Raw genomic sequence first — 24,502 nt, 5'->3', positions numbered from 1 at the left:
CGCTTTTTGTTGGTGGCTACTGTAGGTCCGCTGAGCTTAATCGTTGTGCCCATTCCTGCGATTTCGTTTTGCTCTATCGGAGCTACAGTGCTATGTGTCTGGCTTTGAACCCGACCAAGTGGTGCGCGATCATTGGCATGAATTTACATCGTCGTTGGTCATGCTCAGCGGCGTCTTGTAGGGTCGGCTTTAGCCGACTTGTTCGTCGCCTGAAGGCGACCCTAAGTGGGTGATGTATTCGCTTGCGGCATTTGATTCAATTTGTTTGGGTATATTAGTCTAAGCCTTTTTTCATAATGCTTGGCTTGATATACCCTTTCATTTACACCAGCACCACATCAAATTGCTCTTGCGTATACGCCGTTTCTACCTGCAGATAAATCGGTTTTTTGATGAAGTCGGCCAGTTGCGCGAGGTTCGCTGATTCTTCGTCCAGAAACATATCGACCACCGATTGTGCGGCGAGGATGCGGTATTCTTTGGCGTTAAATTGCCGGGCTTCGCGCAAAATCTCGCGCAAAATTTCATAGCAAATGGTTTGTGCGGTTTTGATTTCGCCGCGCCCTTGGCAGGTAGGGCAGGGCTCACACAGCACATGGGCGAGGGATTCGCGGGTGCGTTTGCGGGTGATTTCCACTAAACCCAGGCTAGTGAAATTAGAGACGGTGATTTTGGTGCGATCTTTTTCGAGCGCTTTATTCAGTTCGCTCAGCACGGCGGTTTTGTGTTCTTCATTATCCATGTCGATAAAATCAACGATGATAATGCCGCCTAAATTGCGTAGCCGCAGTTGGCGAGCGATGACTTGCGTGGCTTCGAGATTGGTTTTGAAAATGGTATCGTCAAATGAGCGGGTGCCGACAAAGCCGCCAGTGTTCACGTCTACCGTGGTCATCGCTTCGGTTTGATCGATGATCAGGTAGCCGCCAAATTTGAGATTGACGCGGCGGCTCATGGCGCGCTCGATTTCGGCTTCGACGCCGTGCAGCTCAAACAAGGGGCGATCGCCCGAATACAGTTGAATGCGCGGTAACACGTCGGACACAAACCGGCCGGCAAATTCAGTCATTTTGGCGAAGTTTTCCCGGCTATCGACCCAAACGCTGTCGGTTTCGGTGGTGACCATATCGCGCAGGGCGCGCAATTGCAGCGATAAATCTTGAAATAATAGCGAGCGAGCCGGTAGGGTGATCGAATTTTTTTTGATGTCGGCCCAAATCAAGCTGAGGTATTCAATATCGGCGCGTAGCTCGTCGTCGGAAGCATGATCGGCGCTGGTGCGAATAATGTAGCCGCGATGATTGTCGGGCAATAGGCTTTCCATCCGTACGCGCAAAGCGATCACGTTCTTGATCGTTGCCGATGCGCTGTGAAATGCCAATGTGCGTATCTTGCGGTAAAAAACACTAAAAACCGGCCAGCAATGCTAATTTGCGTCGAGAGCCGTGCGCCTTTGCTGCCGATCGGGTCTTTGACCACTTGCACCATAATGGCTTGGCCTTCATGAATCAGCCGTTCGATACGCTGCACTTCGCTGGGGTTTTGTCTTTGCTCGATGACGTCGGCAATGTGCAAAAACGCGGCGCGCTCAAGGCCGATTTCAATAAAAGCGCTTTGCATGCCGGGCAGCACTCGCTTGACCATGCCGAGATAAATATTACCGACCAAGCCGCGATGCGCGGCGCGTTCGATATGAATGTCGTGAACTACACCTTCATCAATGCTAGCGACGCGGGTTTCTTGCGGGGTGATATTGACGAGGATTTGTTCTTTCATAGTGGTCTCAAAGACTGGCTCAGTGGATGCGTAGCGATGTGCTGCCAGATACTTAATAAATGCTGTGTTCCCGTTAGAAACTGTTGAATCAATTGGGCACTCAGTTGCGGATCATCAGGATATTCATGGGCTAGCGTGTTGCGAGTTTCACGCAGTGTTTTCCATTCGTTAACGCTAGGAATGACGGTCAGACGCTCTAGCCGTTGTAGTTTTTTCGGCGAATGGCGTATTGGGCGGAAAAGCTTCTCCAGCTAAATCACAGATTGCTGGGAGCAGCAACATGCCTAATGTGTCTTGCAGTTTACCAAAGCGATACGCCAGTTGATCTAGTATTTGGCGTTGTTGTGTTGTCAGATTTCCCCAGTCGGGGTGATCAAATTGTTCCAGTTGCAGCAGCGCATTTTGCATGGTGCTGGCATGCAGTTGGCAGCTTTGAAAGATGCTGCGCAGTTTAATTGGGTTCATAAGATCACTCCTTCTCGCTTGGCAACCGCAACGATGGCGGGGGCTTGTGTGAGTTGTGGGCTACTGAGTACCACGTCGATTTTTTCATCTTCAAGGCAAGGCTGGCTGTGCAGTTGCACCAAAAATGCTAATTTGGCTTGGATTAATTGCGCCGCGTTTAAATCGGCTTCAATGAGCAAATCGTAATCACCGCCTTTGGCGGCATCGTTGACTCTGCTGCCAAATAGCCAGACTGTGGCACTAGGGCCAAAGTGTTGTTGAGCGGCTTTTTGGATGGCGCTGTGTTGCTTAGCGGTGATTCGCATTGTTCGTCCTACTTAAACTGAGCGCCATACTGCACAGCTCATGCCAAACTTCACCTTCGCCAATGCCTTTAATCAAACTGTCGATGCGTGCGGCCTGTTGTAGTGCATGGGTCAGTTGGCGGCGGTTAACGCGGGCGGCGGCGGCTTCGATGAGTTTTTGTTTATTGCCCCACAGGCGTAAGTCTTTGATCAGTTGCGCAGTGGGGATATTGCGCGCGCGGCCTTGGGCAAAACGATAGAGATTACGCGTTTCTTCAGTCAGCGCCCACAGTACCAGTACCGCTGATTCGCCCTCGGCTTTAAGCCCGCTGAGCATATGCACCATGCGCTCGGCGTCGCCCATCAGTAGCGCTTCGCCCAATTGAAACACATCGTAGCGCGCCACATTGGCCACCGCCGCCGTCAGATCGTCCAGTGTTAACAGGCCAGCAGGGTGCAGGAGTGCGAGTTTTTGGATTTCTTGCAATGCCGCCAGCAAATTGCCTTCAACGCGATCAACCAACCACGCCATCGCTTCGGGGCTGAGGCTTTGTGCTTGGGCGGCGAGCCGTTTGCTAATCCATTGCGGTAAGGCACTACGCTCGATGAGCTTGGCTTCGATGACTTCACCGGCTTTAGCCAGCGCCGACATCCATTTACTATTGAGCGCGGTTTTGTCGAGCCGAGGTAGGGTAATAATCGTGAGTGTATCGCTGGGTAGCTTACTGGCAAAGGCTTCTAGCGCTTTACCCCCTTCGGTGCCGGGTTTGCCATTGGGAATGCGTAATTCCAAAATTCGCAGTTCAGCAAATAAAGACAGCGATTGCCCGGCAGAAATGAGCTGCTCCCATTGAAACTGGGCCGCGTTTTCCACGGTGAGGACTTCGCGCTCGCTATAGCCTTGCTGCCGTGCGATGTCTCTGAGCGTTTGCACCGCTTCTAGGCTCAATAGCGCTTCGTCGCCATGAATAATATACAGCGGGGCGAGCTTGCGTTTGGCTGTGGCAGCTAAATCTTCGCTACGCATTATGGTTGTGTAGGCGCAATCGCTGATGCTGCCGATGTTGTTGCTGAGGCCGCCGATACCGCTGCTGCTTTATTGACGCCTTTGGCTGCGGCATTGATGCGGCGAATGATTTGCTGCGAAGAATCACGCTGCATTTCGGTAATCAACTTACCTTCTTCGCTTTCATTGGCGAGAATATTGTCTTCATCCCACTGCAAGGTGCGGCTCAGCGAGATGCTACCGTCTTCGATCAATGGTTGTTTGTCGAGCGTGGCGGTAAAGCGAACGCGGTAATACACGCGGTATTGCACCACTTGGCCCTTGCTATTAACACTTAAAATTTGCTTATCGCTGCTTTCGTTGATGATATTGACTGCCACTTGTGCGTCGCTGGTCACCAATTTAACGTTGTCTTGCACGATGATGGCTTTGCGTAACTCTTGCGCAGCGCTGCCGCCACCGCTGACTTGGATGGTTTTAAAGTTCAGTTGCGAAGCCGGCCCTTGTCCGCGTAAATGAAAGCCGCAGGCCATTAGGCTAAGGCAGAGCCCAACAAGGACGAGGGTTTTCAAACGTAAGGGCATGCTGTACTCCAAAATAGTGGCGGGCTCAATGCTCGCGGTTTAAGGCGCGCTAGGGTATTGAGTCGGTGAATTGACTGGTGCATTCAAGTTTTGAGGCTTGTTTACGCATCGGTTCAGTCGATTCGATCGCCTAGTGTATCGATTCTATCTGATCGGCATGATGCCAAGGTGGTGGCCTTGGCATCATGCGGTTTGTGCTGCTGCTGTTGCAGCGTTTGACCTTGCCGTACTCGATGCACAGCAAGGTTAACGCTTTGCGATTGCAATGCGAGTGCGCAGAGTTAAACCACAATACTGACCAATTTATTCGGCACCACAATCACTTTCTTGGGCGTGCCCGTTAAGTGTTTTTGCACCGCTTCATCGGCCAATGCGGCGGCTTCGATTGCGTCTTTGCTGGCGTCTTTGGCGACAAAAATCTCGCCGCGAACTTTGCCGTTCACTTGCACCATCATTTTGATTTCGTCTTGCGTTAGCGCGTCCAGAGCGGGCTCTGGCCATGCTGCGTGGGCGATTTCACCGGCAAAGTTAAGCTCTAACCACAAAGTGTGTGCAATATGCGGCGCAGCAGGGTAGATTGCGCGCAGCAAAATACCAAAGCATTCGCGCATGACGGCTGCATTACTCTCGGTATATGCATCGAGTGCATTGAGCATTTTCATCACGCCGGACACGATGGTGTTGTATTGCAGGCGTTCGTAGTCGTTATTGATTTGCTTGAGCGTGTTGTGGATTTCAAAACGCAAGGTTTTGTCCGCTTTGCTCAGCGCACTGCTATCAAGGGTATTGCTTGCTGATTTAATGGCATCAGCATGCTTAACGCTATACCCCCATAGACGACGCAGGTAGCGATACGCGCCTTCTACGCCGCTGTCTGACCATGCTGCACTTTGCTCTGGTGGGCCAGCAAACATCGTAAATAGCCGCGCGGTATCGGCGCCGAATTTTTCGATAATGTCTTTGGGCTCAACCACGTTGTTTTTCGATTTCGACATTTTCTCGATGCCGCCCATGACGACTGGCAGGCCGTCTTCGACGCAAATTGCTGAAATCGGGCGACCTTTTTCGTCGTGTTGTACTTCTACTTCCGCCGGGTAGAACCAGCGTTTTTTGCCCGAAGCTTCTTCGCGGTAATAGCAATCGCGCAGCAACATGCCTTGGGTAAATAGGTTTTTGAAGGGCTCGTCAAAATTAATCAAACCTTCATCGCGCATTGCCTTGGTCCAAAAACGGGCGTACAGCAAATGCAATACCGCGTGCTCAATGCCGCCGATGTATTGATCCATGCCGCCAGCCGCATCTGAACCGGCGCCCATCCAGTATTGAGTGCCGTCGCCAACCATGGCATCGGTATTTTTTGGGTCGCAATACCGCATGAAATACCAGCTCGAATCGACGAAAGTATCCATAGTGTCGGTTTCGCGCTGCGCGGCTGTACCGCACTTCGGGCAGTCGACATTTAAAAAGTCGGCGCGCTGTTTTAGTGGATTGCCTGAGCCATCTGGAATGCAGTCAGTTGGTAGCACAACAGGCAGTTGCTCGTACGGTACCGGCACATCACCGCAGCATGGGCAGTGGATGATTGGGATTGGGGTGCCCCAATAACGTTGGCGGCTAATCCCCCAGTCACGTAAACGCCAGGTGGTTTTTTTTCTCGCCCGCCTCGATAGCAGCCAAGTCAGCGGCAACCGCATCCACGGCGGCTTTAAAGCTCAAACCATTCGTATTTGCCAGAATTGATCGTTACGCCACGCGTTTTGTCGCCGTAGGATTCAGCCCAAGCATCAAGACTGAAGGTTTCGCCTTCAATCGCAATGACTTGTTTGATCGGTAGGTCGTATTTTTTGGCAAAGCCAAAATCGCGTTCGTCGTGCGCGGGCACGGCCATCACTGCGCCATCACCGTAACCCATCAACACGTAATTGCCGATCCATACTTCAACTGCTTCGCCTGTGAGCGGATGCGTTACAAACAGGCCCGTGGCTTTACCAAGTTTTTCTTGGCTGGCGATTTCAGCTTCGGAAACGCCACCTTGTTTGCATTCTTCAATAAACGCCAGCAATTCAGGTTTCAGTTCAGCAGCGCGGGTAGCGATGGGGTGTTCTGCGGCTACGGCGCAGAAGGTCACGCCCATAATAGTGTCTGCGCGGGTGGTGAACACGAACAATTTGCCGTCTTGGACTAAATCGCCGTTGGCATCTTTAATGTCGTGATTAAACGCAAAGCGCACGCCTTCGGATTTACCAATCCAGTTGCGCTGCATCGCGCGCACCATATCGGGCCAGCCAGTGAGCTGATCGATGTCGCCCAGCAATTCTTCGGCGTATTGCGTGATGCCAAAGTAGTAGCCTGGAATTTCGCGTTTTTCGACCAAAGCGCCAGAGCGCCAGCCACGGCCATCAACCACTTGTTCGTTCGCCAATACGGTTTGATCAATTGGATCCCAGTTCACGACTTGGGTTTTTTTGTAGGCAACGCCTTTTTCCAGCATTTTTAAGAAGAACCATTGGTTCCACTTATAGTATTCAGGATCGCAAGTGGCGATTTCACGCGACCAGTCAAATGACAAACCCAGTGGTTTCATTTGCGACTTCATGTCGGCGATATTGGCATAAGTCCATTCAGCGGGCGATTTGTTGTAGGCAATCGCGGCATTTTCTGCGGGCAGACCAAACGCATCCCAGCCCATTGGCATCAAAACATTAAAGCCTTTCATCCGTAGGTGGCGCGCCAGCATGTCGTTGATGGTGTAGTTACGCACGTGGCCCATATGCAACTTGCCCGATGGGTAAGGCAGCATTGAGCAGGCGTAATACTTAGGACGGCTGGCGTCTTCAGTGACTTCAAACGCGCGTGCATCTTCCCAGTGCTGTTGGGCGGCGGCTTCGACTTCAATCGGTGAATACTGTTCTTGCATGAATGGACCTGCGGATGGCTGACAACAATCCGGCGATTATACCCGAGTGCGTGTTTTAAAACTGCTGCGTTGGGGTTGAACTCTGACGATTTCGGAGACGAGGGGCGGTAAATTGGCTTGCCTTGCGCCAAATAATGACAAATATTGAATGCTATTTTGTTGTTCCAAGAAAGAAATTGCCAGCTCAGTGATCAGGGCATATGGGTGAATGGATCAAACGTCAATCATAGCGGGAGTGCAGACATGCAAAAAAAAACGAGGCTTTACCTTGGTCGAAATGGCCATTGTGTTAGTGATTATTGGTCTGATTTTGGGCGCGGCCTTTAAAGGTAAAGACTTGATTGATAGTGCCAAGGTGAAAAATATGGCGGCGCAAGTGGGTAAAATGCAAACCGCGTTTAAATGCTTATTTTGATAAATACGGCGCGTATCCGGGCGATGGTTGCCCAGGTACTGGCACTGCGCCTGCGCTGGGTAATGGCGTGAGTAACTGTGTAGCCGGTACTCGCAATGGTTTACTTAATGATGCGACCGAAGCGAGTGACGCACTGATTTTGTTACAAAACACCAATATGCTGACTGCGGCCGATTTAAATAGCATTTTTGGTGTGCCGTGGCAAATCTCTGTTGCTGGCGCGGCTAGCGGCAATTATGCAGCCAATACCAACTATATGCAGCCGGGTACGGGCGCGGTGGATTTGCGCTTTGTGTGTGCGCTTGATCGATTGCTGGATGATGGTATTCCCAGCTCGGGCGTGATGCGCAGCTCGGCTACGGCAGGGGCGGTCACGGCGACTGGCACCAGCTACGATGCGACATCGGACTGTTGGCAAGGCGCGACACAGGTCACGATGGGCGTACGGATTTTGCCTTAATACCTGCCGTATGCGATGGCTGAGCGTGTCACCACCGATTTGTAGGTATGGCGCAGTGCCTTATCGCTTTGAGAGGGCGATTCTGTCTGCTGCTTCAATCGATTTTTGGTGCTTCGTTTGTCTGCGAGGCGCATGACTTGGATTGTCGGCTAAAGCCGACCCAGCAAAGTAGTTGGCTTTCTGAACGAAAAACATCGGCAGATCAGCGTCGGAGAGTGAGCTGTAGCGTGGGCACGAGTGGCGGGTCTTAAAGCAAGAGCGTTAATGACTAAGCCGATTCGTTTTTGAGCGCTTCGCGCAATAGGGCAATGGTGACTGGGCGTTGCTTAGATAAAGACAGGGCGTTAATGCTGTCGATTTGTCGGTATAAATTAGGTAAGTCGCGCTCGGCATGGCGCATTAAATAATCAACCAGCTCTTCACTCAGCTCAAAAACCCAGACTGCGCGCGTGGCGTTGTAGTGCGGCAGCTTTGTCGGTGTCTGATAGCGTTTTAAGTTGATAAATCAAACCCCAGCCCAAACGGGTGGTTAAGTCGTCGCGCAGCGGCAGCAACATTGGCGGCAAATGGCCGCTGACTAAAATTCGGCCATTGCCTTCACGCAGCGTATTGTAATGATCAAATAAAACGATTTGCTGTTCGGCGTCGAGGTTTTCTACATTATCGACAATCAATGCTGCATCGCTTGGCAAGGTTTGCGGCAACATGTCGCGTTTAGCATTCACTAAATACACTGTGTGTGCGTCAATAAGTCGCTCTTTGGCCGCAGCGAGTAGATAGCTTTTACCTGCGCCGTGCTCACCCCAAATATAAATTGCGCGAACCGTACGATCGCCGCTGGCCCATTGGCTGAGTTGAAACAGCAGTTCGGCATTTTCTCCGCGCACAAAATCATCAAAACTTTTGGGTTGTGGCAGGTGCAGATCAAGGACGAGCTGATTCATTCAGGGCGACCTTGTGGGTTTGGGAGGCAATTTATGCGTTGAAAACGCATTCTTCCTGTGAATGGGGGCAGGCGAAGTGTCAATTTTGATATAAAATGCGTGGTTTAGCTGATGTGCTCTCTATTCTAACGCACACGACGGGTGTTTTGACAGTCAATGAGTTAACTCATTACCAAGCTACCCGCGCTCAGCCCAGATCACTCCAGTACGAGGCCTTAATCCATGTCCAAACAAAGTCTGAGTTACCGCGATGCCGGTGTTGATATCGACGCTGGTGACCAGCTCGTTGAAAACATCAAACCGTTTGCTAAACGTACGATGCGCCCAGAAGTGCTTGGCGGCATCGGCGGTTTTGGCGCGCTGGTTGAAATCAGCAAAAAATTCCAAGAGCCAGTGTTGGTGTCTGGCACCGATGGTGTGGGCACTAAACTCAAACTCGCATTCGAACTGAATCGTCACGATACCGTGGGGATTGATTTGGTGGGTATGAGCGTGAATGATATTTTGGTTCAAGGTGCTGAGCCGCTGTTTTTCCTTGATTATTTTGCTTGCGGCAAGTTGGACGTTGCTAGCGCAACTGAAGTGATTAAAGGCATTGCCGCCGGTTGCGAGCAAGCCGGTTGCGCTTTAACGGGTGGCGAAACCGCTGAAATGCCAGGCATGTATCCGGTTGGCGAATACGACTTGGCGGGTTTTGCCGTTGGCGTCGTTGAAAAAAGCAAAATCATCGACGGCACGACGATTGCCGCTGGCGACGTGGTGTTGGGCTTGGCCTCTAATGGCGCGCACTCCAATGGTTACTCGCTGATCCGCAAAATTTTGCATCTAGCAGATGCTGATTACGCGGCAGAATTTGATGGTGGCAAGAGCTTGGGTGACGTGGTGATGGCACCAACGCGCATCTATGTGAAACCGCTATTGAAACTAATGGCCGAGATGACCGTCAAAGGCATGGCGCACATCACCGGTGGCGGCATTACTGAAAACGTGCCTCGTGTATTGCCAGCCAATGTGGTTGCACAAATCGATGCCGCTAGCTGGACGATGCCAAAATTATTCCAATGGTTGCAAAAAGAAGGCAATGTTGCGCCACAAGAAATGTACAAAACCTTTAACTGCGGCGTGGGCATGGTGGTGATTATGTCGGCGCAAGACGCAGCTGCGGCCACGGCATTGCTTGAAGCTGAAGGTGAAACGGTTTACCAATTGGGTACTGTGCGTGCGCGTGTTGGTGAAGAGCATCAAACACAAGTGGCGTAAGTTACCGCGCAGCTGATCGCGAATGGGTAGGCAAACATCAATATGGATTGCCTGCCTTTTTTGCGAGGTGCTAGGCGAGACCAAGGTCGGTCTCGCTTTTTTATTTTTAAGTCCATAGCACTACGTTTAGTGGGTATACGAATGTAGTCTTTTCTATGTCTAGTTTGCATTCATATACGTCACTCATTAGTTAGAATTTATGCCAAAAAATATTGTTATTTTAATTTCGGGCCGTGGCAGCAATATGCAGTCGATTGTGAACGCACAGATTGCTGGCGCGCAGATTGCTGCAGTGATTTCCAATCGGCCAGATGCTGCTGGATTGGCATGGGCGGCTGAGCGTGGCATTACCACGGCCGTGCTTGACCACAAAACCTTTGCGGGGCGCGACGCGTTTGATGCGGCGTTGCAAAACTTGATTGATGGTTTTGCGCCTGATTTGGTGGTGTTGGCTGGATTTATGCGGATCTTAACTGCTGATTTTGTAAATCATTACGTCAATCGTTTAATTAATGTGCATCCTTCATTATTGCCAGCGTTTATTGGCGTCAATACCCATCAACGGGCGATTGATGAAGGCGTGAAATTAGCCGGTTGCACCGTGCATTTTGTAAACGGCCGAGCTCGATAGCGGGCCGATTATTGCGCAAGCCGCCGTGCCGGTATTGCTGGACGATAGTGCCGATAGTTTGGCGCAGCGGATTTTGCAGCAAGAGCATCAGCTGTGTATCCCAAAGTGGTGCAATGGTTTGTCTCTGGTCAGCTTGAAGTGCAAGGTTCGCGGGTACGCGTCAGCGCGCCCAATGATGCGGCGGCGTTTTTACAAGCGCCGGGTGGCTAAGGAATGAAAATTTGGCGCTATCTGTTGGGGTTGGCTCTGCTGGCTTCGGTGTTGCTGCATTTGGGCGTGCTACTGGCTGGGCCGATTTATGATTGGTGGACGCAGCCTGAGTTTGAGCAAACTGCGCTGAGAAAAACTGAGCGTAAATTGGCCGAACAAAGCTTGGACGAGAGCGAAAAACCGGCTGAGTTGGCTAATGTGAAAGCAGTGGATCAGCAGCAAGTGTTTTTAGCGCCAGCGACAGAACCTAGCATTAAACCGACTGCAACCAAAGTCGCCAGCACGCAGCCAAAACCGCGACTCAAGTCGGCATCCAAACCGGCTGCGCTTGTGGCCTCTCAAGTTTTGCTTGCCTCAGCCGTGGCCAGCGAAAAAATGCCGGTCAGTGTCGATGGCAGTGACAGTTTAGGTGTCACTGTTGCCAGTGCGGTTGCCGATACTCCAGTGGCCAGTGCCAGTCAGCCAGCCATCGCAGCGACTGCGGGGGCAGAGCCCGCGAGTAAGGTAGCCAATAAAGCCTCGCGGGTGATGGCAGAGCTCAATCGTGAAGCCAATAAACGCTTTCCAAAAGTGGTGGATATTGGCTATTACTGGACGGTGTTTGATGCGCGAATGCAGTGGAAGATCGAGAAAGATCAGTATGTTTTGCGCTTACAAGCCAATCCAGTTGGGAAAAAAATTGAGTATTTGAGTGAAGGCAAAATCAGCGCCAAACAGGGCGTAACACCAATGCGCTTTGCCGATTTGAGTTTGGGTCCAAGCGTGCCTAAAAATTCGGTTGATTTTGATTGGGCCACGCAGACGGCCGTTGTGGGCCCGCCGAATGCGCTAAAAACCGAGCCTTTAGAGGCGGGCGATCAAGATTTATTATCCGCCGCCTTGCATTGGCACTGATGGGCAGTCGACAAGCGAGTTATGGCATGTCCTTGTTTAGTGGTAAAAAACGCTACCCTGATGTGGTTTTTGAGCTTAAAGGCGAGGCTACTTTGACTTTGGGAACAACTAAAGTGGATGCGGTCTTGATGCGCGCACAGTGGAGTGATCGCCAGGTTGATTTTTGGTTGGCACCGGAATGGAATAATCTGCCGGTGAAAATGTCGGTCAATTTAGGTAAAGATGGTAGTTTTGAAATTTTGGCCAAGGAAGTGACGTTGGATGGGCGTAAAGTGCTAGAGTGGATTAGCCCGCAAAATCAGCAGCAGCGCCGACCTTAATGTCGATGATCAGTAATGAATGAGCGCTCATTTGAGTGTGAAACGTATTTAATAAAGAGAGTAAATCATGACCCCTATTCAGCTTTCCGCTACTTTGGATGTGCTTAACGCCGCGCTGGGTTTTAATGCGCCTGCTGATGCAGTGGTTTCACGCCATTTTCGTGAAAATAAAAATTTAGGCCCTAAAGATCGTGCGGTAGTCGCTGAAACGGTATTTGGTGTATTGCGCCATTTGCCACAGCTCGATTGGTTAGCCGGTGGTGACGCGGGTAGCAAATTACCGAGTACCCGTGATTTATTGTTGGCGTTTTTTACCCGGATTAAGCATTTAAATCTGCGTGAGTTGCCTGCGGTATTTGGTGATAATGATAAAGAACGTGCCGCTGGTATGAAGGGTATGTCGCTGCGTGATGCACCACTTCACGTGCGTGCAGCATTACCCCAGTGGGCGATTGACGCGCTGTTGGCATCAGGCAAAACCGAAGACGAAATCTTGGCCTTGGGTCAGTCGATGTTGCAAGCCGCTCCGCTTGATTTGCGGGTGAATGGCATTAAAGCCAAGCGCGATGCAGTGGCGGCAGAATTAAAAGCCGCTGGCGATATTAATACCACGCCAACACCCTATTCACCGTGGGGCTTACGCGTTGAAGGCAAGCCAGCGATTAATAAATACAAAGCGTTTATGGAAGGCCGCGTTGAAGTGCAAGACGAAGGTAGTCAGTTGTTAGGCTTACTTTGTGGTGCCAAACGCGGTCAAATGGTCGCGGATTTTTGTGCTGGTGCGGGTGGCAAAACATTATTGCTGGGCGCGATGATGCAAAATACCGGCCGCTTGTATGCATTTGATGTGTCAGAAAAACGACTGTCAAATCTGAAACCACGCTTGTCACGTTCGGGTTTATCTAATGTGCACCCACAATTGATTTCGAGTGAATCGGATCAAAAAATTAAGCGTTTGGCTGGCAAAATGGACGTGGTTTTGGTGGATGCACCGTGTTCAGGTATGGGTACTTTGCGCCGTAATCCTGATCTAAAAGCACGGCAAACCGCTGAGGGCGTGTTGGAGTTAAATGCCAAACAAAGTAGCATTTTGAAATCAGCGGCGCGCATGGTCAAACAAGGCGGTCGTCTGGTTTATGCTACATGCAGCTTTTTGCCGAGTGAAAATGAAAGCGATTGTGGCTGAGTTTTTAGCCAATCATGCCGATTTTAAATTGCTCGATGCACGTGAAATCTTGAAAAAAGAGCGTGTTGAAATTGAATTGGCGAATGAATATTTGCAATTGACTCCACAGCAGCATCAGACCGATGCCTTTTTTGCTGCGGTCATGACGCGAGTTGTCCCTACTGCGGTTGCAGCGGTTGAATCTGAGGAAGCCGCTGAATAAAGCGTTGCGTGACCCAATAAAAAAGACCCGTGAAGGGTCTTTTTTATTGTCTGAACTTTTATTATCTGAGCAGTAACTTATTTTACGACGCGTAATTGCGGTTTGCCAGTTGGCCGTGGTGGCGGGTCTTTAGGCTCTTCAGATGATTCTGGTGCACTTTCTGGTTCGCCGTCGGCATCAGCAAAATCACCTTCATATTCAAAGCCCATTCCTTCGCCATTTTCACGCGAGAAAATAGAAATCACTGCGCCGACAGGAATTGCGATGTCGCGAGAGAGACGCCATTAAATCGAGCTGAGAATTGAATAAAGTCATTCGCCAGCTCTAAATTGCGGCAAGCGCTATAGCTAATGTTGAGCACGATTTCGCCGTTTTTAACGTATTCCATCGGCACTTGCATTTTGCCGCGAACAGCCACCACCAAATAAGGCGTGAAGCCTTGATCAGTGCACCATTCATGAATCGCACGTAATAAATAAGGTTTGGTTGAAATGGTTTGCATAAGATTCTCCGTGAGCAGTGTGAGGTGGGGCTTATGCCTCACACCTCTTCACAGCATTACTTGCGCATTGCTTTTTCGTTAGCCGTTAGTGAGTCAATAAATGCTTCGCGGCTAAATAGGCGCTCTGCATATTTCATGACCGGTGCTAAACCTTTGGTCACTTCAATGCCGTAGTGTTCAAAACGCCACAGCAAAGGTGCAATCGCGACGTCGAGCATCGAGAACTCTTCACCTAAAATGAATTTTTGCTTGGTAAAGAGTGGCGCGATTTGCGTTAAATTGTCACGAATTGTGGCACGAGCTAGTTCGAGTGCTTTTTTCGTTGAGCTGCTGTCTTCGAGTGTTTTAACGTGGATAAATAACTCACGCTCCAAATTAAATAGCATCAAGCGAGCGCGAGCACGCATCACTGGATCAGCTGGCATTAATTGTGGGTGTGGGAAACGCTCATCAATATATTCATTGATAATGTTTGATTCATACAATTGCAATTCACGTTCAACTAAGACCGGAACTTCATTGTAGGGGTTCATGATGGCTAAATCTTCGGGCTTGCTGTGGATATCGACATCGAGAATCTCGAAATCCATTCCTTTTTCAAATAGTACAATGCGGCAGCGGTGACTAAATGGGCATGAGGTGCCAGAATATAATTTCATCATGAGGATGCCTATCAACTTTTAAGAATGAATGGGATTTTACTATTTTTGCAGCGCAATATCTAGGTGTAGTGTCATAAGTGCTTGTTATTAAATAAATAAATGGCAATAAAAAAGGGCGGTTAGTCCGCCCTTTAAATCGATTTAACTGCTTAGTGAATGTCTTTCCAGTACTCTTTTTTCAGTAAGTAAGTCAGAGGCACTAAGATAAACAGCAAGAACAGCACGACAGCGTAGCCGATTTGTTCGCGTTTAACTTGAGCAGGTTCTGACATATACGTCATGAAATTCACCAAATCACCAACGCGTTGGTCAAATTCTTTGTTGTCGTAGCCGCCGCTTTCAGTGCCTCGGGTTAAGAGGCCTGGCTGGGCAAGCTTCAGCGTATGCACTTCGTGCCCGCCTTCTTTTTTGACTTCTAGAATTTGTTGACCTTGCAATTGCCAAAGTACGTTTGGCATGCCGACTTTATCAAATACCGTGTTATTCCAGCCAGTAGGGCGGGTGTCGTCACGATAAAAGCCACGTAAATAGGTATAAAGCCAATCAGAACCACGTGAACGCGCAATCAAAGACAGGTCTGGCGGTGTAGCACCGAACCAAGCTTTGCCTTCTTTGGCGTCCATCGCCACTTTCATTGGGTTACCAATTTTGTCGGTGGTGAACATCAGATTTTTTTCGATCTGCTCTTTGCTTAGGCCGATATCTTCAAGGCGGTTGTAGCGCATTGCTACCGCGCCATGACAGCTTAAGCAGTAGTTCACAAACGTTTGTGCACCACGTTGTAGGCTTTCGGCGTTACGTAAGTCAATCGGCGCTTTGTCCAGTGCAACTCCACCACCAGCGGCTTGGCTGTTGATTGAGACTGCCGCAAGCAAGGCAAACAGTAAATGATTAATAATTTTTTTCATGCTCCCCGCCTTATCTCATTGTTACGCGGTCAGGAACCGGTTTCGTTTTATCGATCTTGGTATACCAAGGCATCGCGATAAAGAATAAGAAATAAATGACTGATAACACTTGCGACAAAATAGTGCCAATTGTCGTTGGTGCTTGTGTCCCTAAGTAGCCCAAACCTAAGAAGGAAATGACAAACAGGGTCAGTGCAAATTTATAAATCGGTCCGCGATAGCGAATTGATTTCACCGGTGAGCGATCGAGCCAAGGTAAAGCAGCAATAATCATCGTTGCTGCACCCATCGCCAATACGCCCCAGACTTGCGAACCAAAGAACGAGGGTACCGCACGCAAAATCGCGTAGAACGGGGTGAAATACCAAACAGGGGCAATATGCGCCGGTGTTTTTAAGGCGTCCGCTGGGTCAAAGTTGGGCGCTTCTAAGAAATAACCGTTCATCTCTGGAGCAAAGAACAAGATGGCAGTAAACACCACTAAGAACACCGATACACCAAAAATGTCTTTCACCGTGTAATACGGGTGAAACGGAATGCCATCGAGTGGAATGCCGGTTTTTGGATCTTTGTTCTTTTTGATCTCGACACCGTCAGGATTGTTCGAGCCGACTTCGTGCAATGCCACCAAGTGAGCAACCACAAGCGCCAATAACACTAAAGGTACGGCGATTACGTGTAAGGCAAAAAAGCGATTCAATGTTGCATCAGAAACGACAAAGTCACCCCGAATCAACTCAGATAAATCTGGGCCAATTACTGGGATTGAAGCAAACAAGTTCACAATAACTTGTGCACCCCAGAATGACATTTGACCCCAAGGCAATAGATAGCCTAAGAATGCTTCAGCCATCAGGCACAAGAAAATCATCATGCCAAAAATCCAGATTAATTCACGTGGTTTTTGGTATGAGCCATAAATCAGGCCACGGAACATATGCAGATAGACCACGACGAAAAACATCGATGCGCCCGTTGAGTGCATATAGCGAATCACCCAACCACCGGCCACATCACGCATGATGTATTCGACAGAGGCAAACGCCACTGAAATATTGGTGCCAGGAATTAAATTGCCATCCGGTTTGTAGTTCATCGTCAAGAAAATGCCGGTCACAATTTGAATGACCAAGACCATCATGGCGAGCGAGCCAAAGAAATACCAAAAGTTAAAGTTTTTTGGTGCGTAATATTCGGAAATATGTGCTTTCCAAGTTGAAGTGAGCGGAAAACGCTCATCAACCCAGCCGAGTACTTTTTCGGGCACTTGATCTAGTTTGCTCATGTCTTCTCCCTTTATTTATCTTCACCAACCAACAAGCGCGTGTCGGATAGGTATTTGTGTGCGGGGATAATCAAGTTGGTTGGCGCAGGAACTCCTAAGAATACGCGGCCAGCCAAGTCAAATTTGGAACCATGACAAGGGCAATAAAATCCACCAAGCCACTCTGGACCCAAATCAGCAGGCGCTAAATCAGGGCGGAAAGTGGGTGAGCAGCCCAAATGCGTACAGACGCCGACCGCAACCCAGATTTCTGGCTTGATCGAGCGTGTTGCATTGTGGCAATACAGTGGTTGGTGATCGACGATGGACGTCGGATCAGCCAATTTGGGATCATTTTTGGGTAAGAGTGCCAGCATTTCTGGGGTGCGTTTTACCACCCAAACTGGTTTGCCACGCCATTCAATCGTGATCTTTTGTCCCGGCTCTAATTTACTAATGTCGACTTCGACCGATGCTCCTGCTGCTTTGGCCCGTTCTGATGGGAAAAAGCTGGCAATAAACGGTACTGCGACCCCTGCGACTGCTGCGCCACCTGCAGCACTGGTCGCAATCAGCAAAAATCGTCTTTTACTATTATCTACTTGTTGGTCACTCATAACCCAATCCCTGATTGACTGAACGCAATATCTTTTAAAGTAGCAAATTCTACCTGAAAGAAGCTTGGAACTTAAAGCAGCTTCACTCGTCTGACGCTGCATTTTTACAAAAAGTCAGCGTTTTGTAGCGATTTTGGCATAAAGCGCTAATTCTTCAGCTAGTTTGTCGGCTAAAGCTTGGGTTATTTCTTGTACTGATTCTTGCTTGCTGCCAGGATTGCTGATTTGAAAAACGCGTACATTGATGCGCCAACCTTGTTCAGTTTGAGTCAGAATGTATTGCATTCTGGCTTCAGTAGGGATGCTGGTATTGCTCATCGGCATCATCATTTCGACTCTTTGATTGCCTCTGCTGCGGATTTTCATCCCCTTGTCGCTGCGGTATTTAATGATATCTTCGAGGATGGCTTTGCTGCTGCGAGATGGAATAATGATGCTAGGGCTAGGCTGGTTTTTGCTTACAGATGAGGCATTGTTGGTATTTGAGCTTGCTTGTTCTGGGGGCGAAATTGTGGTGCAAGCACTGATAATGCTCGCAACCAGTAAGATACTTAGCGTCTGAATTGAGCGCCAAGTTTGCAAGTTGTAAGCGAGTTTCATACTGGGTTATCCAAATCAAGATGGGTGTGTTGTAGTCCAAAGTGCTGTGCTAAGTGTTGTCCTAGCGCCGCGATGCCATAACGTTCTGTTGCGTGATGGCCTGCCGCAATAAAACTGACGCCGCTTTCTTTGGCAAGGTGAGTTACAAACTCAGAGGCTTCTCCGGTGATGAAGCAATCTACATCCAAGTTGGCGACATCGTGGAAATAACCTTGTGCGCCACCGGTGCACCACGCAACTTGACGCACGATTTGATCGGCAGGACCAATGCTGAGTGGTTGACGATTTAAGGTAACGGCAATGTGTCGCGTAAAAGTATCAAAAGACATCGGTACGGGTAATTCGCCGAGCCAAACTAAATTTTGATCACCGCAGCGCCCTGTGGGTATAAGACCCAGCTGTTTGGCTAACTGAGCGTTATTGCCGAGTTCAGGATGAGCGTCGAGCGGTAAATGGTAGCCGAATAAGTTGAGGTCGGCGCCAAGTAAGGCGGCAATGCGCTGTTTTTTAGTGCGTACAATGGGTAAGGCTTCGCTTTTCCAAAAAAATCCATGATGCACCAGCAGCGCATCGGCATTGAGTGCGATGGCCGCATCAATGAGCGCTTGCGATGCGGTTACGCCAGTGACGATATGCTGAATTTGATTGCGGCCTTCGACTTGCAGTCCATTGGGTGCATAATCCTTAAATTGCGCAACAGACAATAGTTGGGCAAGGTAAGCTTCTAATTCTTGACGTTGTATAGGCATAAAAGATCTACGAGATATGAAAAAAACTTTGGTTGATTTTCGCACAAACGACCACGATCGGTTTAGCCATCTGGTTTTTGTTTTCGGTATTAAGCCCACCGCCAGCGCCACCAGCGGTGGTAACGGTGAAAGAGGTGCCTGCTCAGGCACCCGTTTCGAGTGAGCTTTCTTATCGTGGGGCCGCTAAGCGAGCTAAAGCGGCGGTGGTTAATATTTACACCTCCAAGGAAGTCAAATCAGGGCGACGTGCCTTATTTAATGATCCTGTACTGAAGCGATTTTTTGGTGAGCGAGACGGTGAAGACGGCACTAAAGCATCGAGTTTGGGTTCTGGCGTTTTAGTCTCGCCACAAGGGTATATTGTGACCAATAACCATGTGGTTGAGTCGGCCGCAGAAATCGAGGTGGCATTGGCTGATGGTCGCACTGCGAGTGCTAAATTAATTGGCAGTGATCCTGAGACTGATTTGGCGGTGATTAAAATCGATTTGGACCAATTGTCTGCCATTGATTTTGCCAATGTCGATCAAGCCGAAATTGGCGATGTGGTGCTGGCCATTGGTAATCCATTTGGAGTTGGTCAAACGGTGACGATGGGGATTATTTCTGCTTTAGGCCGAAGTGAATTGGGCATTAACACCTTTGAAAACTTCATTCAAACCGATGCCGCAATTAATCCCGGTAATTCAGGTGGGGCTTTGGTGGATGTGCATGGCAATTTACTGGGGATTAACACCGCCATTTTCTCTAAAACTGGTGGCTCATTAGGGATTGGCTTTGCGATTCCTGCCAATATTGTGAAGCAGGTGATGGATGCCATTATTAAAGATGGTAGTGTTACTCGTGGTTGGTTGGGGATTGAGGTGCAAGATGTGACGCCTGATTTGGCCGCGTCGCTTAAACTTGATTCGAGCAAAGGGGCTTTAATTGCGGGGGTGGTTCGCAATGGCCCCGCAGCAGTGGCAGGGATTCGTCCAGGGGATGTTTTGCTTAATATTGATGGTAAAGAAGTGACCAATTCAGCACAAATGTTGAATTTAATCGCCGCATTGCCGCCAGAGCAAGCAACGCCGATTACCGTTATACGCCAGGGCGAGCCCTTAACTTTAAATGCCGAAATTGGCATGCGGCCTAAATTTAGTCGCCGTTAATTGGCATTGCATCATAAAAAAGCACTGCTTAAATTTGCGGTGCTTTTTGTATTGGCTGATGTCGTTTTGAGTAACACAGGCTAGAGGGGGGGGAGTGCTGTCACTCAGGCTTGCGGTTTGTTGTTTTTATCCTTGCAACAGCAGCATCTCGGCGGCAGCCAAATTGTCTTGTTCCCCAAGCAGTACCAGTACATCGCCATTATTGAGCTGGAAATTTGCATCCGGTTGAATCGGTGGCATGTTGCGGCGGCGAATACTGCGAATTTCAACTTGGAATTGTTCGAGTTTGAGCTCGGCAATGGTGTAGCCAATGGCGTGCGCATTTTGTGTAAGTTGCAAGGTGTGCAGCCGTGGATAGCTACGATCTCCTTCGTCGGCGTCTTCATTGAGCCCGCGATAAAAGCCACGAATCAATTGATAGCGTGCTTCACGAACTTCACGAATTCGGCGAATTACTTTATTGAGCGGCACCCCCAACAGCATCATGGTGTGCGACGCCAGCATCAAACTGCCTTCCATGATTTCGGCAACGACTTCAGCTGCGCCAGCGTTTTTAAGTAAATCAATATCGCTATCATCTTGCGTGCGCACAATGACGGGGATTTCTGGGCGAATTTGATGCGCTAATTCAAGGATTTTCATCGCTGAATGCGTATCGGCATAGGTGACGATGATGGCGCGTGCACGCATCAGACCGGCGGCGAGTAGTACTTCGCGTTTGGCGGCGTCACCAAAAACCACCGATTCACCCGCAGCAGCGGCTTCACGAACCTTTTCTGGGTCTAAATCAAGGGCGAAAAAGTGGATGTCTTCTTGCGTCAAAATACGCGCTAAAGATTGGCCGCTACGGCCAAAGCCACACAAAATAACATGACCATTGGCAGCCATACTACGCACGGCAATATTGTGCAAATTGGCGGCGAGATTCATCCATTCAGAACTGGCTAGGCGCAGTACTAGTTTGTCTGAATGCTGGATTAAAAATGGGGTAATGAGCATCGACAAAATAACGCCAGCGGTGGTCGCTTGTAGTACATTGCTAGGCACTAGGCCGCCTTGGGCGGTGAGGGCCAGTAAAACAAAAGCAAACTCCCCCACCCTGACCGAGTGCAAATCCAGTACGTAATGAGGTGCCTGCGGTATTGCCAAATAGTCGTGCTAAACCGGCAATAATGGCGACTTTGATGGGGCCTAGCATTAATAAACTGGCGAGGACGATGCCCCATTCTGAAATCAAGATGCTGAAGTTTAAATTCATCCCTACGGTGACGAAAAATAGGCCGAGTAATAAATCGCGGAAAGGGCGAATATCGTCTTCCACTTGATAGCGATACTCGGTTTCAGCAATCAACATGCCGGCTAAAAAAGCCCCTAAAGCCAGTGACAGCCCCGCTTGCTCTGTTAGCCATGCCGTACCGAGGGTGACCAATAAAATATTGATCATAAATAGCTCGCTGGCATGTTGTTTGGCGACCAAATTAAACCAAGGGCGCATTATTTTTTGCCCTAGCGAGAGCAAGACCGCTAAGACAAAAACAATTTTAATCGCGGCTAAAAATAAGGAAAACAGCAGCTGATCAACTTGGAAATTGATCCATGGAATGGTGATGCTGCCATCGGGCAAACTTAAGGCAGGGATGATAATGAGGAAAGGAACAACGGCCAAATCTTGGAATAATAAAATCCCAATTGCATTTTGCCCGTGTGGCGCATTGAGCTCGCTGCGATCACTGAGTAATTTCGAAACCATCGCGGTGGAAGACATGGCCGCGGCACCGCCAAGTACTAAACCGGCTTTCCAATCTAGTCCAGCAAAGAGCACTGCTGCCGCAGTGCAGACCAAGACGGCAGTGACTTGCGCTGCGCCTAAGCCAAATACAATCCGGCGCATGGCATTGAGTTTGGCAAGGTTAAATTCCAGCCCGAGGGTAAACATCAAAAAAAACAATGCCGTATTCTGCTAAATGGCTGGCCTCATCGCTCGATTGAATAAACCCCAGCGCATACGGACCAATTAGCATCCCCACCAATAAATAACCCAGCATGGCCGGTAACTTGAGTTTGCGGCAGAGCACAACCGTAATAACGGCCGCAGCAAGCAGAACTAGAAAGGATTGTAAATTAATCGGCATAGGGTTCATTAGAGTTGGATGCTATTTGATTATAACTGAGCTGGCCCTGTTACTGACGTACTGATTATTCACAGCCTACTGTTATCTAATGATGAGGTCTTTTATACTGCGGCATTGTTTATGCGCTAGGTGTGTTGCTCTGTGATGAATGCCATAGAATCAAAAGATGCTTGGTCGGCCTGTGATGTGGCGCGGCGAGTGATGCAAATTGAAGCCGCTGCAATTTTGGCCGTGTCGACGCGTTTGGACGCCCAGTTTGATCAGGCTTGCCAGCTCGCGCTGAATTGTCGGGGCGAAATTGTGGTGATGGGGATGGGAAAGTCGGGTCATGTTGCGCGTAAAATAGCTGCGACTATGGCCAGTACCGGCAGCCCAGCTTTTTTTGTTCATCCCGGTGAAGCAGCGCACGGCGATTTGGGGATGATTACCTCGGCGGATGTGGTTTTGGCTTTGTCCAATTCGGGTGAGAGTGACGAATTGGTTGCATTGCTGCCTAGTTTGAAGCGCTTAGGTATCCCGCTCATTGCGATGACCGGCAATGTGAACTCGACTTTAAGCCAAGAGTCGAGCGTGCATTTGGATGTGGCCGTCAGCGAAGAGGCTTGCCCATTGAATTTGGCGCCAACTGCCAGTACCACGGTGGCTTTAGCACTTGGTGATGCATTGGCCGTGGCTTTACTTGAGGCGCGTGGCTTTAAGGCTGAAGATTTTGCTTTATCGCATCCCGGTGGCACTTTAGGACGACGCTTATTAGTCCATGTGCGTGACTTAATGCACCAAGGCGAGCGTCTGCCGGTGGTAGGGCAAGATTTACCGCTGCGCGATGCGTTGCTGGAAATTAGCCGTAAGGGCTTGGGGATGACGGCAGTGGTTGATGCGGCGGGATTATTAGTTGGCGTGTATACCGATGGTGATTTGCGGCGCACTTTAGATTTGGATATTGATATTCGTACCACACCGGTGAGTGCCGTGATGACGGCAAATCCTGCTACTATTGAGGCTTCGCGCCTGGCCGCAGAGGCGGTTCAGTTGATGGAATCACGACGAATTAATGGTTTATTGGTGCAAGATCAAGGCCGATTAGTCGGGGCATTAAATATGCATGACTTGCTACGAGCCCGAGTTGTTTAGCTGGGTATGGCGCTGTGTGTTATTAATTATCTGGTCTAGCACTCAATACCTGTAAGTTTTTAACTAAAAAATTTTAATAGAAGGGAAGCTGAATGCTTGAGCAAGCAAAAAAAGTTCGCGTGATGATTTTTGACGTTGACGGGGTCATGACGGATGGGCGTTTGTATTACACCGATGCTGGCGAAGAGTTAAAGGCATTCCATTCATTGGATGGGCATGGCTTAAAAATGTTGCAGCAAAGTGGCGTTCAGCTGGCCATTATCACTGGGCGCACTTCAACCTTGCTCACACATCGCACCAAAAATTTGGGTATTGATTTGGTCTATCAAGGTGCACATGATAAGTTGGCCACTTTTGAGCAGCTACTGTTAGATACCGGCGTTACGGCGCAAGAATGTGGCTATATGGGCGACGATGTGATTGATTTACCCATTATGCGCCGCGTGCCATTTGCGGTTGCGGTACCAAATTCGCCGACGATTGTTCGCCAGCACGCGCATTACATCACCGGTAGCCAAGGTGGTTCGGGCGCGGTACGTGAAGTGTGTGATTTAATTATGCAATCGCAAAACACCTATGATGCTGCGATGGCGCCATATTTGCGCTAGGGGATTGGTTTGCGTAGTTTAACAACCTGGGTTTTACCCTTGCTTTTATTGCTCTTGGTCGGTAGTTTAATCTGGGCTTTAAGTCGCGTTGCAACGAATTTAACGGTTCCGCAGCGCTTGGATTTAAATGCGCCCGATTTAATTGCGGATGAGGGCGTATTGCGGCGTTATGACGAAGCCGGTGTAAAGCGTTCACAGTTGCTCGCAAGTCGAGTCACGCATGTGCCGCTGCAAGACACCATGCTGTATGAAAAACCGGTGTTGACCCAAACAGAGGCGAGTAAACCGACGGTGGTGGTCATTGGTACGCGGGCAAAATCGATCCATAAGGGCTCAGAAACTTGGTTTTATGAAGCAACTCAATTGCGCCGAGCCCCGTATGAAGGCAGTGCTGAATTGATCATCAATGGCCGTGATATATGGATTGATGGTCAAGCTGAGCTTGCCAAATCAGATCAGTTTGTCACCGCCGATATGGGCAAAAATCATGCCGAAGCGGTGGGTTTTATCGCCAATAATAAATTGCAAACTTTAGAACTTAAATCACAAGTAAAGATGACCTATGTCCCGACTCCTCGTCCTGCCGCTGTTCGCCCTGCTCATTAATTCACACGCATTGGCAGA

Annotated in this window: 24 protein-coding genes and 5 pseudogenes; 11 read left to right on the top strand and 18 right to left on the bottom strand. The window is 49.3% G+C overall.

Going from position 1 to position 24,502, the window contains the following annotated elements:
• Positions 1-322: 322 nt before the first annotated feature.
• From rng to leuS, 6 genes and pseudogenes are all read right to left on the bottom strand, one after another.
• Positions 323-1,776 (bottom strand): annotated as a pseudogene (gene rng, locus GKO28_RS03395) (ribonuclease G).
• Between the two features lie 174 nt (positions 1,777-1,950).
• Positions 1,951-2,241: a hypothetical protein gene (locus tag GKO28_RS03390; protein ID WP_182075358.1), complete on the bottom strand. Its 291-nt coding sequence runs from the start codon at positions 2,239-2,241 to the stop codon at positions 1,951-1,953.
• A complete protein-coding gene (locus GKO28_RS03385) occupies positions 2,238-2,546 on the bottom strand; it encodes a nucleotidyltransferase domain-containing protein (protein ID WP_182075357.1) in 309 nt (102 codons plus the stop codon). Before GKO28_RS03385 ends, GKO28_RS03390 begins: the two co-directional genes overlap by 4 nt.
• On the bottom strand, positions 2,530-3,552 hold the full coding sequence (gene holA, locus GKO28_RS03380) for a DNA polymerase III subunit delta (protein WP_182075356.1): 1,023 nt from the start codon (positions 3,550-3,552) through the stop codon (positions 2,530-2,532). Before holA ends, GKO28_RS03385 begins: the two co-directional genes overlap by 17 nt.
• A complete protein-coding gene (lptE, locus tag GKO28_RS03375) occupies positions 3,552-4,115 on the bottom strand; it encodes an LPS assembly lipoprotein LptE (protein WP_182075355.1) in 564 nt (187 codons plus the stop codon). The genes holA and lptE overlap by 1 nt, the downstream gene beginning before the upstream one ends.
• Before the next feature lie 281 nt (positions 4,116-4,396).
• A pseudogene (gene leuS, locus GKO28_RS03370) lies at positions 4,397-7,032 on the bottom strand (leucine--tRNA ligase).
• A 208-nt stretch (positions 7,033-7,240) separates the two neighbouring features.
• Here leuS and GKO28_RS03365 point away from each other — a divergent pair.
• Both GKO28_RS03365 and GKO28_RS03360 read left to right on the top strand, forming a co-directional pair.
• Positions 7,241-7,447: a type II secretion system protein gene (locus tag GKO28_RS03365; RefSeq protein WP_182075354.1), complete on the top strand. Its 207-nt coding sequence runs from the start codon at positions 7,241-7,243 to the stop codon at positions 7,445-7,447.
• Positions 7,448-7,514: 67 nt separating this feature from the next.
• Positions 7,515-7,907 (top strand): hypothetical protein, encoded by a 393-nt coding sequence (locus GKO28_RS03360; protein ID WP_182075353.1) that lies wholly within the window; start codon positions 7,515-7,517, stop codon positions 7,905-7,907.
• A 268-nt stretch (positions 7,908-8,175) separates the two neighbouring features.
• Here the strand turns inward: GKO28_RS03360 and GKO28_RS21010 are convergent, their stop codons facing one another.
• Both GKO28_RS21010 and GKO28_RS03355 read right to left on the bottom strand, forming a co-directional pair.
• Positions 8,176-8,307 (bottom strand): hypothetical protein, encoded by a 132-nt coding sequence (locus tag GKO28_RS21010; RefSeq protein WP_282099219.1) that lies wholly within the window; start codon positions 8,305-8,307, stop codon positions 8,176-8,178.
• 28 nt (positions 8,308-8,335) lie between these two features.
• Entirely contained in the window at positions 8,336-8,851 is a 516-nt protein-coding gene (locus GKO28_RS03355; RefSeq protein WP_182075352.1) for a DnaA ATPase domain-containing protein, read from the bottom strand.
• A 222-nt stretch (positions 8,852-9,073) separates the two neighbouring features.
• Between GKO28_RS03355 and purM the strand changes: the two genes are divergently transcribed.
• The 5 genes and pseudogenes from purM (at position 9,074) to GKO28_RS03330 (ending at position 13,554) form a co-directional block, all read left to right on the top strand.
• Positions 9,074-10,111 carry a phosphoribosylformylglycinamidine cyclo-ligase gene (gene purM / locus GKO28_RS03350; protein ID WP_182075351.1) on the top strand — a complete coding sequence of 346 codons (1,038 nt, stop codon included), beginning with the start codon at positions 9,074-9,076 and terminating at the stop codon, positions 10,109-10,111.
• Positions 10,112-10,310: 199 nt separating this feature from the next.
• Positions 10,311-10,952: pseudogene (gene purN, locus GKO28_RS03345) on the top strand (phosphoribosylglycinamide formyltransferase).
• A 3-nt stretch (positions 10,953-10,955) separates the two neighbouring features.
• Positions 10,956-11,846 (top strand): hypothetical protein, encoded by an 891-nt coding sequence (locus GKO28_RS03340; RefSeq protein ID WP_182075350.1) that lies wholly within the window; start codon positions 10,956-10,958, stop codon positions 11,844-11,846.
• Positions 11,846-12,166, top strand: coding sequence for a DUF3108 domain-containing protein (locus GKO28_RS03335; protein ID WP_182075349.1), 321 nt, complete (start codon positions 11,846-11,848; stop codon positions 12,164-12,166). The genes GKO28_RS03340 and GKO28_RS03335 overlap by 1 nt, the downstream gene beginning before the upstream one ends.
• Positions 12,167-12,233: 67 nt before the next feature.
• Positions 12,234-13,554, top strand: a pseudogene (locus GKO28_RS03330) (RsmB/NOP family class I SAM-dependent RNA methyltransferase).
• A gap of 77 nt (positions 13,555-13,631) precedes the next feature.
• Here the strand turns inward: GKO28_RS03330 and GKO28_RS03325 are convergent.
• The 7 genes and pseudogenes from GKO28_RS03325 to GKO28_RS03295 all read right to left on the bottom strand — a co-directional run bounded on the left by GKO28_RS03325 (position 13,632) and on the right by GKO28_RS03295 (position 18,856).
• Positions 13,632-14,056, bottom strand: a pseudogene (locus GKO28_RS03325) (ClpXP protease specificity-enhancing factor).
• 56 nt (positions 14,057-14,112) lie between these two features.
• Positions 14,113-14,718 (bottom strand): glutathione S-transferase N-terminal domain-containing protein, encoded by a 606-nt coding sequence (locus GKO28_RS03320; protein ID WP_182075348.1) that lies wholly within the window; start codon positions 14,716-14,718, stop codon positions 14,113-14,115.
• 149 nt (positions 14,719-14,867) lie between these two features.
• The gene (locus tag GKO28_RS03315) at positions 14,868-15,626 is read right to left on the bottom strand and encodes a cytochrome c1 (protein ID WP_182075347.1); all 759 of its coding nucleotides are present in this window, start codon (positions 15,624-15,626) and stop codon (positions 14,868-14,870) included.
• 10 nt (positions 15,627-15,636) lie between these two features.
• Complete coding sequence (locus tag GKO28_RS03310) at positions 15,637-16,911, bottom strand: cytochrome bc complex cytochrome b subunit (RefSeq protein WP_182075346.1); 1,275 nt, start codon at positions 16,909-16,911, stop codon at positions 15,637-15,639.
• Positions 16,912-16,922: 11 nt separating this feature from the next.
• The gene (gene petA / locus GKO28_RS03305; protein WP_182075345.1) at positions 16,923-17,507 is read right to left on the bottom strand and encodes a ubiquinol-cytochrome c reductase iron-sulfur subunit; all 585 of its coding nucleotides are present in this window, start codon (positions 17,505-17,507) and stop codon (positions 16,923-16,925) included.
• A 114-nt stretch (positions 17,508-17,621) separates the two neighbouring features.
• On the bottom strand, positions 17,622-18,107 hold the full coding sequence (locus GKO28_RS03300; protein ID WP_182075344.1) for a hypothetical protein: 486 nt from the start codon (positions 18,105-18,107) through the stop codon (positions 17,622-17,624).
• Positions 18,104-18,856, bottom strand: a complete 753-nt coding sequence (locus tag GKO28_RS03295) for a Nif3-like dinuclear metal center hexameric protein (RefSeq protein ID WP_210768885.1) — start codon at positions 18,854-18,856, stop codon at positions 18,104-18,106. Before GKO28_RS03295 ends, GKO28_RS03300 begins: the two co-directional genes overlap by 4 nt.
• Before the next feature lie 32 nt (positions 18,857-18,888).
• Here GKO28_RS03295 and GKO28_RS03290 point away from each other — a divergent pair, with 32 nt between their 5' ends.
• Positions 18,889-20,007, top strand: coding sequence for a trypsin-like peptidase domain-containing protein (locus tag GKO28_RS03290; protein WP_182075343.1), 1,119 nt, complete (start codon positions 18,889-18,891; stop codon positions 20,005-20,007).
• A gap of 126 nt (positions 20,008-20,133) precedes the next feature.
• Here the strand turns inward: GKO28_RS03290 and GKO28_RS19105 are convergent, their stop codons facing one another.
• The 3 genes from GKO28_RS19105 to GKO28_RS21005 are packed head-to-tail and all read right to left on the bottom strand — an operon-like array spanning position 20,134 to position 22,139.
• On the bottom strand, positions 20,134-21,054 hold the full coding sequence (locus tag GKO28_RS19105) for an NAD-binding protein (protein ID WP_307838939.1): 921 nt from the start codon (positions 21,052-21,054) through the stop codon (positions 20,134-20,136).
• Entirely contained in the window at positions 21,047-21,943 is an 897-nt protein-coding gene (locus GKO28_RS19100) for a cation:proton antiporter (protein WP_282099380.1), read from the bottom strand. The genes GKO28_RS19105 and GKO28_RS19100 overlap by 8 nt, the downstream gene beginning before the upstream one ends.
• Positions 21,918-22,139, bottom strand: coding sequence for a cation:proton antiporter (locus GKO28_RS21005; protein WP_282099217.1), 222 nt, complete (start codon positions 22,137-22,139; stop codon positions 21,918-21,920). The genes GKO28_RS19100 and GKO28_RS21005 overlap by 26 nt, the downstream gene beginning before the upstream one ends.
• A gap of 144 nt (positions 22,140-22,283) precedes the next feature.
• On the opposite strand from GKO28_RS21005, the gene GKO28_RS03280 reads away from it, so the two are divergent.
• From GKO28_RS03280 to lptC, 3 genes are all read left to right on the top strand, one after another.
• Positions 22,284-23,270, top strand: coding sequence for a KpsF/GutQ family sugar-phosphate isomerase (locus tag GKO28_RS03280; RefSeq protein ID WP_182075342.1), 987 nt, complete (start codon positions 22,284-22,286; stop codon positions 23,268-23,270).
• 92 nt (positions 23,271-23,362) lie between these two features.
• On the top strand, positions 23,363-23,878 hold the full coding sequence (locus GKO28_RS03275) for an HAD family hydrolase (protein ID WP_173532053.1): 516 nt from the start codon (positions 23,363-23,365) through the stop codon (positions 23,876-23,878).
• A 9-nt stretch (positions 23,879-23,887) separates the two neighbouring features.
• Positions 23,888-24,484, top strand: a complete 597-nt coding sequence (gene lptC / locus GKO28_RS03270; RefSeq protein ID WP_182075341.1) for an LPS export ABC transporter periplasmic protein LptC — start codon at positions 23,888-23,890, stop codon at positions 24,482-24,484.
• The last annotated feature ends 18 nt before the right edge of the window (positions 24,485-24,502 follow it).

Origin of the sequence: Deefgea sp. CFH1-16 (assembly GCF_016881365.1) — a bacterium.
In the GTDB taxonomy this organism is placed as follows: domain Bacteria; phylum Pseudomonadota; class Gammaproteobacteria; order Burkholderiales; family Chitinibacteraceae; genus Deefgea.
Note: the sequence above shows the minus strand (reverse complement) of the source record. Positions and strands in the feature narration are given on the sequence as shown.

Bases quoted from the DNA above. Each gene is read 5' to 3' on its own strand.
- GKO28_RS03295 (WP_210768885.1), bottom strand. From the start codon at position 18,856: ATGCCTATACAACGTCAAGAATTAGAAGCTTACCTTGCCCAACTATTG.
- GKO28_RS03300 (WP_182075344.1), bottom strand. From the start codon at position 18,107: ATGAAACTCGCTTACAACTTGCAAACTTGGCGCTCAATTCAGACGCTA.
- GKO28_RS03315 (WP_182075347.1), bottom strand. From the start codon at position 15,626: ATGAAAAAAATTATTAATCATTTACTGTTTGCCTTGCTTGCGGCAGTC.
- GKO28_RS03320 (WP_182075348.1), bottom strand. From the start codon at position 14,718: ATGATGAAATTATATTCTGGCACCTCATGCCCATTTAGTCACCGCTGC.
- GKO28_RS03335 (WP_182075349.1), top strand. From the start codon at position 11,846: ATGGGCAGTCGACAAGCGAGTTATGGCATGTCCTTGTTTAGTGGTAAA.
- GKO28_RS03340 (WP_182075350.1), top strand. From the start codon at position 10,956: ATGAAAATTTGGCGCTATCTGTTGGGGTTGGCTCTGCTGGCTTCGGTG.
- lptE (WP_182075355.1), bottom strand. From the start codon at position 4,115: ATGCCCTTACGTTTGAAAACCCTCGTCCTTGTTGGGCTCTGCCTTAGC.
- GKO28_RS21005 (WP_282099217.1), bottom strand. From the start codon at position 22,139: ATGCCGATTAATTTACAATCCTTTCTAGTTCTGCTTGCTGCGGCCGTT.
- GKO28_RS03385 (WP_182075357.1), bottom strand. From the start codon at position 2,546: ATGCGAATCACCGCTAAGCAACACAGCGCCATCCAAAAAGCCGCTCAA.
- holA (WP_182075356.1), bottom strand. From the start codon at position 3,552: ATGCGTAGCGAAGATTTAGCTGCCACAGCCAAACGCAAGCTCGCCCCG.
- GKO28_RS03365 (WP_182075354.1), top strand. From the start codon at position 7,241: ATGGATCAAACGTCAATCATAGCGGGAGTGCAGACATGCAAAAAAAAA.
- GKO28_RS03355 (WP_182075352.1), bottom strand. From the start codon at position 8,851: ATGAATCAGCTCGTCCTTGATCTGCACCTGCCACAACCCAAAAGTTTT.
- purM (WP_182075351.1), top strand. From the start codon at position 9,074: ATGTCCAAACAAAGTCTGAGTTACCGCGATGCCGGTGTTGATATCGAC.
- GKO28_RS03390 (WP_182075358.1), bottom strand. From the start codon at position 2,241: ATGAACCCAATTAAACTGCGCAGCATCTTTCAAAGCTGCCAACTGCAT.
- GKO28_RS03275 (WP_173532053.1), top strand. From the start codon at position 23,363: ATGCTTGAGCAAGCAAAAAAAGTTCGCGTGATGATTTTTGACGTTGAC.
- GKO28_RS19100 (WP_282099380.1), bottom strand. From the start codon at position 21,943: ATGTTTACCCTCGGGCTGGAATTTAACCTTGCCAAACTCAATGCCATG.
- GKO28_RS03310 (WP_182075346.1), bottom strand. From the start codon at position 16,911: ATGAGCAAACTAGATCAAGTGCCCGAAAAAGTACTCGGCTGGGTTGAT.
- petA (WP_182075345.1), bottom strand. From the start codon at position 17,507: ATGAGTGACCAACAAGTAGATAATAGTAAAAGACGATTTTTGCTGATT.
- GKO28_RS21010 (WP_282099219.1), bottom strand. From the start codon at position 8,307: ATGCGCCATGCCGAGCGCGACTTACCTAATTTATACCGACAAATCGAC.
- GKO28_RS03280 (WP_182075342.1), top strand. From the start codon at position 22,284: ATGAATGCCATAGAATCAAAAGATGCTTGGTCGGCCTGTGATGTGGCG.